The following is an 848-nucleotide window of genomic DNA, read 5'->3' on the forward strand; positions in this document are numbered from 1 at the left end:
GAAAATAATTTTACCGATGGCAAAATACGAATGTTAAATACAACCTTTTTAACTAAATAGCTGTATTCCCGAAAAACATTCGTTGCTGAACCCAATACTTCTGAAAAATACATCCATGGAACTAGCCCTGTTAATAGAAAAACAATAAAGGGATATTTTCCATCTGTCATGGCAGCTTTAAAGCCGACTCCAAACACAAACCAATAGGTTACGACCATCACCAAGGGATTAGCAAAAGCCCAAAAAACACCTAAAGCCGATCCAGCATAACGCGCCTTGAAGTCATTCACAGAAAATTGTTTTAGTAAGGTACGATTTTGAAAAATTTCTTTAAAAAAACTCAGTAAGTCTTTGAACATTTTTATTCCTCTCATCTAACGCTTGATTTATTATTTCTACAGTTGATTAACGTTATTATTCTACAGAAAGATATATGTAAAAGCAAGATTATTAAGAAAAGCTTCGTTAATTCCAAACACCGCTTGACCACCTGCTAACTCTATAAATTATCGGTTGAAATTGGCGCTACAATCAGCCGCTGGTCGGTCAGATTTAAAATTAATGAATAAACTTCATTCTGCTTCGTTCACACGTCAAATAGGTCGCTAAATAAGCGAGCTAAAATTTCATTAAGATTTTCGATCTGATTTAATATTTCACTGTCTCTCATTATCTATTAAATTTTCCCTATCGTATACCTGTCTCCAATCCAACTTATTATTAAATAGATCGATCAAGACAGAATTATGTGCCAAATTGGGAAAAGTCAGTAAAATCTCGCCATTAGGCGCCAAGTATTTGCTGGCTTCGTCTAATGCTTTTTCCGAATCCGTCAAATGCTCCAAAAC

At 34.7% G+C, this 848-nt stretch carries 2 protein-coding genes; both read right to left on the reverse strand.

From position 1 onward, the window contains the following. Positions 1 to 359: ABC transporter permease (locus A5875_RS07485; protein ID WP_176244719.1), on the reverse strand; the 359-nt coding region annotated here is incomplete at its 3' end. Positions 360 to 656: 297 nt separating this feature from the next. After that, positions 657 to 848: hypothetical protein (locus A5875_RS23595; protein ID WP_176244631.1), on the reverse strand; the 192-nt coding region annotated here is incomplete at its 5' end.

Source organism: Enterococcus sp. 3H8_DIV0648 (assembly GCF_002140655.1).
In the GTDB taxonomy this organism is placed as follows: Bacteria; Bacillota; Bacilli; order Lactobacillales; family Enterococcaceae; genus Enterococcus_A; species Enterococcus_A hulanensis.